Raw genomic sequence first — 7,335 nt, 5'->3', positions numbered from 1 at the left:
CTACCAACGCTACGCTGTTAAGGCCCTATCGGGCCATGGCGATTCTCATTTCCTTAGCTACCGACGCTACGCTGTTAAGGCCCTAACGGGCCATATCGATCTTAACTCTTCGCATACCGACGCTGCGCTGTTAGGGCCCTAACGGGCCATGGGTGTCCTGGTTCCCTTGTTTACCGACGCTGCGCTGTTAAGGGCCCAACGGGCCATGGCATGGCTTGAATTCAAGATAACTGGTGATGAGAGATGAATGCATGGTAAAAAGTCCATTGCAACTTACCGGTGCCGACCGCTTATCAGGCCGTAACCAGGACGTCGCTCATGCGTTTGAGCAGGGTTTCGACATCCTGCTGGCGGGCCAGCCGATACCGCGCGTACGAAGCACCGGAGCCAACTTTCAGCGTGTAGGCCCAGTTAGGCAACTGCCGGAACATGTCCTCGTCGGTGGTGTCATCGCCAATGCTGACGATAAAGTCGTACGGAATTTGTTCGAAGATCGACAGAGCAACCGTTCCTTTGCTATGCTGGGAGGGCTTCACTTCAACGACCTTGTTCCCCTGAATGACGGCCAGAGGTGTGGAGGTACTGACATCGCGGAGCTGAGTGGCCAGTTCTACACTCTGGGTGTCTACATCGTCGGCCTCAACGAGCCGGTAATGCCAGGCTATAGCCGTTTCTTTCTCTTCAATGAACGAGCCGGGAAACCGGTCGACAAACTGGCTCATAACCGTCCGGATCGGCTCCACCCAATCGCCAGCCGACAGATCGAGCCGTTCCCAGGGCTGCCCGGGCTTTTTGAGGAATGCGCCATGCTCGGCCACTAGATGAACGGGTATCGAGTCGAAGGTTTTTTCCAGAAACGCCCGATTACGGCCACTGATCACGACCAGGTCGGTAGCCTCGGCCAGTCGGGAGAGCGACTCGCGCAGCGTATCGGAGGGACGCGCACTAGCCGGATCATCGACAATCGGGGCCAGCGTACCGTCAAAATCGAACAACAGCAAGCGCTGTTGTGCTTCGGCAAACGCCGTCAGGAAAGGGCTCAGCGACAGGTCTGTTTCCAGACCCGGCTGACTGCCCGGAACTTCGTCAAAGGCCATAAGAAAATCGTGACTCCAGCGAAAAACATTGTAATTCTGTAAGTGATGACGCATGCGCTGCATCCGGCGCTCCTGCTCCTCGGGGGCCATGTGTAGCCCCTGTTTGATGGCATCGGCTACCTCCTGCGTATCGGTCGGGTTGATGATCAGGGCGTCTTTCAGCTCCTGGGCCGCACCGGCCAGTTCACTCAGGATCAACACCCCCCGGTTGTCCTGTCGACTAGCCACGAACTCTTTGCAGACCAGGTTCATACCGTCGCGGATGGGGGTTATCAGCGCCACATCACAGAGGGTGTACAGCGCCATCAGTTCGGTGAACGTCATCGATGCGTAGGAGTACACGATAGGACGCCAGCCAATACTGCCGAACAGGCCGTTGATGCGCCCGACGGTTTCTTCGATCTCCCGTTTGATCTCCTGATACTGCTCGATCTTGTCGCGCGAGGGCACCACCGTCATCACGAACGTTACCTTATCGTGCCAGTCGGGATTCTGGTTCAAAAACCGCTCGTACCCCAGTAGCCGGGAGGTGATCCCTTTGGTATAATCGAGTCGATCGACGGAGAAAATTACTTTATTCTGCCGGAGCTCGGAGTGGTAAAAATGGCGGGTGTCGATGACGGCCGGCTCCTGGCCCGAGCTGTTGAACTTATTAAAATCGACACTGATCGGAAAATCTTTAACCACCACCGGCCGGTCGGGCAGCACGATCCGATTCCCGATAATGGGCAGGTTCAGCACCTCCGATACGCTCTGGATAAAGTGCTGCACATAATCGGCGGTATGGAACCCAATCACGTCGGCCCCCAACAGCCCCTCGATGAGCGCCTGTCGCCAGGTGCGGGGCAGCAGTTTAACAATTTCGTAGGTCGGGAACGGTATATGAAAAAAGTACCCGATGGTTGCATCCGGCCGGGCCTCTCTGACCTGCCGGGGCAATAACATAAGCTGGAAGTCATGGATCCAGACCAGATCGCCGGGCTCGATCAGCTGGTCGAGTTCTTCCAGAAAACGATTGCTGGCCTGCTGATAATCATCAAAATTTGGTTCGCTGAACGATGCATAGGACGGAAAATAGTGAAAGAGGGGCCAGATCAGGTCATTGCTAAACCCTTCGTAAAACCCCTTGTGCACGGCTTCGTCCATAAAGACCGGATGGGCTACAAACGTCTCGTTCTCGAAAACCGACTGATCGATCGATTTCAGTTTCGGGTCGGCATGACCCACCCAGTGTATTTTGGTAGCCTGACCGTCGGGGTTGTTCCCCATACGCTCGGCCATCGACAGCACCGCGGAGACCAGACCGCCCGAGTTCTGCACAAGCTCCAGCCCTTCTTTGGTCTGCTTTATGGTAAATGGCAGACGGTACGAAACAATAAGAAGGCGTTTAAAAGATGGCTTCGATACTTTCATTCAGTTGGCACGTTGCTTTTTACAAATCACGCTTACACGATTTAGAAGCGGATTAACTACATGTTATGACTCGAGTCCGGGGCGGTAATGACCTGATGCGTTTGCCCCGGATCGGCCCTGCTAATTTGAAAAGTCCGGATCGCCGGCCGGATTATCGGGCTGACGATCGTCGTTATCCCGGTCCTGCTCCCGGCTGATCTGACGACTCAGGCGGTAGCTGAACCCAATAAATCCGATCCGGCTCTCGCGCTTGCTCAGGCTCGTCGCCAGGAAGTTGGGTCCGAAGCTGTCGCTCTGGAACTGGAGGGTGTTGAACACATCGCTGACCCGCAGCGACAGGGTACCTCTCCCCTTCAGAACCGTTTGTTTAACGCCCAGGTCTACGTTTGTGAAACTATTGATAGTCCCCTGCGCGACCAGAAACGGCGACCGGTAGTTGTACACGAGCTGAATGGCGGTTTGCCGGGTAGGTTTCAGATCAAACGTCACCCGGCCGGTCCAGCTCCGGTTGGTCCGGGAGAGAATGTCGGGTACGTCGGCGCTGGCCAGGATCGACCGCTGAAAAAACGAGAAGTTTCCGCTTGCTTTCCACCAGCGGGTAATGTCCTGATTGAGGACCACCTCCAGCCCGTAATTCTGGGACCGGTTGAGGTTTAGCGACGTTTGTTCGGTTATGCCGTCTTCGCGCAGGGTGCGGTAGTTTGTAATCTCGTTATTCGTCTGTCGGAAAAACAGCGACGACGTCAGCGAGGTACTCTTCCCGTTCCAGAGGTGACTCAGCTCGAAGGAGTTGATCAGTTCAGGATTCAGTAGGGGATTTCCGAACCGAATGTTGAGTGGGTCCGAGAGATCGATGAACGGGTTCAGCACCCGAACCGACGGCCGGTTGATTCGCCGGGTATAATTGATCTGTAGCTTTTGCGCCTGGCTCAGGTTGTAATTGACGAAGGCGCTCGGGAACAGATAGATATAGTCGGTGGTGTTGCGCTGGCTGGTAGTCCGCTGGTCGGTGCTGATGCTGGTATATTCGGTCCTTAGCCCAACCTGATAGCTGAATTTTTTTAGTTCATTCCCCAGGTTTACATAGGCAGCACTGGTCTGTTCGTCGTAGATGAAATTATTGCTGATACCGGGGTTGAGCACCCAGTCCGGTCCTTCCAGGTTCTCGAACACGTAGTTGGCACCCAGCTGGCGTGTGGTGTACTTAAGTCCTCCCTCCAGCCGCTTTTTGCCTTTCAGCGGCTCTACGTAGTCGAGCTGCAATACCCCAACCCGGTTGTCGCGGTCGTTGGTGGCCCGCTGATCGCCGATCAGGAAATTGGGGGTAAGCAGCGTTTCGGGCAAGGTGGTTGTATTGGTAAAGCGCTGAAATTCGGTCCCTTTGTTGGTCGACAGGGTCGCATCGAACGACAGCTCCCGCCCTTTTTTCGGGAAAGTCCGTCGGTAACCGAGAGTATAGTCAATCCCCCGTTCGGGTTCCCGCTCTTCGTTGGTACGATAGATTTGCCCGAGCGAAAGCCGGTTTTCGTCCTGCGTATCGAAGGTTTCTACCTCGCTGTCGTAGCTATACCCCGGTCGGTAGAGCGCCGATACCGTAATATTGTCCCGTTCTGAAAGCGTATAGTCGAAGCCCAGCCGCAGATTGTTATTGACCCGGCGTCTGACCGCATCGTTACGCTGCGCCAGGAACGATGTCGAATCGGTAAAGAGATTCTGCCGGTCCGAGATCCGGTACTGAAACCGCCGGTCTTCCCGGAAGTTGTAACTGCCAAACAGGTTCAGCTTCTTGAAGCGGGCGTTCAGATTAATGGACGCATTATACTTGTCGCGCGTACCCACGTTCAGCTGAACGGTACCGTTGAAACCAGCCGCCCGCTCTTTCTTCAGCACAATATTGATGATCCCCGCGGCCCCATCGGCGTCGAAGCGGGACGAAGGGTTGGTGATAATTTCGATGCGCTCGATGTTACTGGCCGGAATCTGTTCCAGAATGGCCTGCCGGTCCAAACCCGTCAGCCCCGATGGCTTCCCGTCTACCAGGACAATGACGTTACTGCTCCCCCGTAAGCTCAGCACCCCATCCACATCCAGGGTAACCGACGGTACATTCAGCAAAATATCGACCGCCGAGCCGCCCTGCGCAATGGGGAGCTGGTCGACGTTCACAATTTTCCGGTCGAGTGAGTATTCGTAGGCCTGCCGCTGTCCCTGAACAACGACCTCTTCCAGCTGCTGCGATGTTTCGGTGATGATTACGTTTCCCAGGTTAACGGCGGCATTGTCGGCCGACACCGTAATTCGGGGAATCCGCTTGGGGGCATACCCCAGGCTCTGAATCAGAATATAATAAATGTCGGGGCTCAGGTTAGCGATGCTGAAATACCCGTTTTCATCCGTCAGTCCTCCCGTTACCGAACTGGAGTCGCGGGTGCGGAAGACGCCCACACTAGCAAATTCGATGGGTTGATTTTTTCCGCCCTGTACAGTTACCAAACGGCCCCGTAAGGTTCCCGTCGCGGCCGTAGCCTCACCAGCCGGTTGACCTGGCTGAGTCGGGGCCGGTGACGTCTGGCTACTATCCCGGGTAGCGGGCAGGCTTATACCAGCGTTTCCGGGTGTCGACTGCCGCACCGTATCGGGCCGATCGGCCGAGTTGAGCTGGGTTGTATCGGGGCGGGTAGGGCTTAGGGGCTGCAGGGTGTCGGGTGCCATACCCAGCGCCTGCCTGAGCGAAGCGGGCGACGGCTGCTGCGCCCGGCTAATCGAAGATACCAGACAAATACAGACTATGGAGCAGCTAATAAGCAAATGATTCATTCAGAAGATGTTGAGTAGAAAAGGTCGTACTTAGTTAACCTTTTCCCTGACGCTGTGTTTGAACGCAGCGCCCCTAATTACCAATCATTACGTGTCAGACGCTGACGTGTTCATCGGCGCAGGCCTGGGGGTCGGGCTGGTCGCAGCCTTTATAGATCAAAATCGACTCGGGCTGCAGGGTAATCGTATCACCGTCCGACAACCATTCGGGTCCGGCTTCGGGGCCAAGCCAGGCCGGATCGGCCGAGTCGATCAGTTTATGCCAGTAGGTGTTGAGGGCAGGTACGGTGATTTCTCGTTTCTCTTCCGAAAAATTCATCAGGCATAAGATGTCATTCCGTTCGTACCAACGGTGAACCACCATGGTTTCCTGATCAGGTTGCTGATTGACCGACGTTTGTTTCCGGTTCAGATGATACAGGGCCGGTTGCTGTCGACGAAGGCGGGTAAGCGCCTGATAGTAGGCATAGAGCGTCTTATTCGTCTCGTCGGGTTGGGCGTCTGAAGCAGCCGCAGCCAGATCCTGGTCGGTGTCAGCAGAGGCCTCCGTACCGCCCTCAGCAGGCGTCAGCACGGCGAAGGGATTGGTCCCGCCCCATTCGTCGCCCATGAACAGGGAAGGCACGTACGGACTCACCAGGATGGAGCCAGCCATGAGTTTCATAGACTCGAAGCTTGGCTGCCCCCCCCCCTCTTCAGTTGCCGAAAGTCCGTGTCCGGCTTCGTGGGGGCGGGTAAACATCACACTGGGCTCACTAACGATCGTCTCTGCCTCCCGACCGAAGAGTTCGCGGAGCACCGAAGAGAACTGCCTGTCGTAGATAAAATCTTCGCGGTAGGCTTTCCTGGTATGACCGTCTGTTTCGTAATAATTCCGATAGGCCTGGTCAGCTTTGACAGGGCGTCCCCCGCCCATCGGTTCGGCATCCTGATCAGCTTCCTGTTCGGGACTATCTTCGACCAGGAGGTAATAATGCCGTCCGGTTAACCCGGTCAGCGCGTCGGCCTGCTGCCGGATGTCGCTCAGAACGGCTTCCGCATCGGGCAGCACCTGAAGATCGTTTAAGCGGAGGGCATCGACGTGAAAATCACGCAGCCACATCAACGCGTTTTCAACGATGTATTGCCGACGCGCCTGCCGCCAGGCCCGACCGTTATTGCCCGTTCGGCGCCGGTTGCGATCATCCGATCCGGTGCAACGCGCGGCTACGTCTTCCAGATACTGCTTCTGCTGGTCGACATGATTGTAGGACAGGTCGACCGTTACGGCGATGCCTTCATAATGGCAGGCATTGACCAGTTTCTGCAACTGGCCTGGCCCGCCGTACGAAGCCTGCACCGCATACATAAAAATATCGGGGTGGTGCCCCTTCTGGGCATCGGGAAAGGGCGTGACGGGTCGTATTACGATGGCGTTTACCCCCAGCGCCTTTAGGTACCCGAGCTTGTCGGCAATACCCATAAAAGTGCCCTCGGCCGAGAACGTGTATACATCCAGTTCGTAAATGATGTATTCATCGAAAGGCGGATTGACCCAGCAGGTATCCTCCCAGTAAAAGGCGCTGGTGTCGAACGCCTGGGAGGGGCCGTAAACCCCATCGGGTTGAACCAGCGAGGCCGGGTCAGCGTACTCTTCTTCGTTTTCAAGGACAAACGAATACCGATCGCCGGGCTTGAGCTGATCTGTTTCAGCGGACCAGTAGCCCAACTCAGACCGGGTGAGCGGCAGTGTGAGGCTGTCGCGATTGATGGTGAGGGCCACCTGACTGGCATACGGAGCCCAAAGACGTATCTTCGCTTTCTGCCCGGCATCGAACGTAACGCCGAGTGTTCGTCTGTTTAATTCTACCTGGCCCATGGTGCTTTTTAGTAACGTGAGTTGAGAACATGACATCGGTCGACATATCAGCCAAAAACCCGGCCTATGAGTAGCCGGTTAGCCGTCCTCTCTGGTTGTATAAACCAGAAATCCGCCAAATTGTATGCGTTTGCGCAGCATGTTGACAGC

The 7,335-nt window shown here is 55.8% G+C and carries 3 protein-coding genes; all 3 read right to left on the bottom strand.

The window, feature by feature from the left end:
- Positions 1-293: 293 nt before the first annotated feature.
- The 3 genes from EQG79_RS26430 to EQG79_RS26420 all read right to left on the bottom strand — a co-directional run bounded on the left by EQG79_RS26430 (position 294) and on the right by EQG79_RS26420 (position 7,185).
- Positions 294-2,510 carry a bifunctional alpha,alpha-trehalose-phosphate synthase (UDP-forming)/trehalose-phosphatase gene (locus EQG79_RS26430; protein WP_077922899.1) on the bottom strand — a complete coding sequence of 739 codons (2,217 nt, stop codon included), beginning with the start codon at positions 2,508-2,510 and terminating at the stop codon, positions 294-296.
- Positions 2,511-2,630: 120 nt separating this feature from the next.
- Positions 2,631-5,327 (bottom strand): TonB-dependent receptor domain-containing protein, encoded by a 2,697-nt coding sequence (locus EQG79_RS26425; RefSeq protein WP_129605483.1) that lies wholly within the window; start codon positions 5,325-5,327, stop codon positions 2,631-2,633.
- 94 nt (positions 5,328-5,421) lie between these two features.
- The gene (locus tag EQG79_RS26420) at positions 5,422-7,185 is read right to left on the bottom strand and encodes an alpha-amylase family glycosyl hydrolase (RefSeq protein WP_165358954.1); all 1,764 of its coding nucleotides are present in this window, start codon (positions 7,183-7,185) and stop codon (positions 5,422-5,424) included.
- Between the last annotated feature and the right edge of the window lie 150 nt (positions 7,186-7,335).

The sequence above is a fragment of the Spirosoma sordidisoli genome (assembly GCF_004138325.1).
Lineage (GTDB): Bacteria > Bacteroidota > Bacteroidia > Cytophagales > Spirosomataceae > Spirosoma > Spirosoma sordidisoli.
Note: the sequence above shows the minus strand (reverse complement) of the source record. Positions and strands in the feature narration are given on the sequence as shown.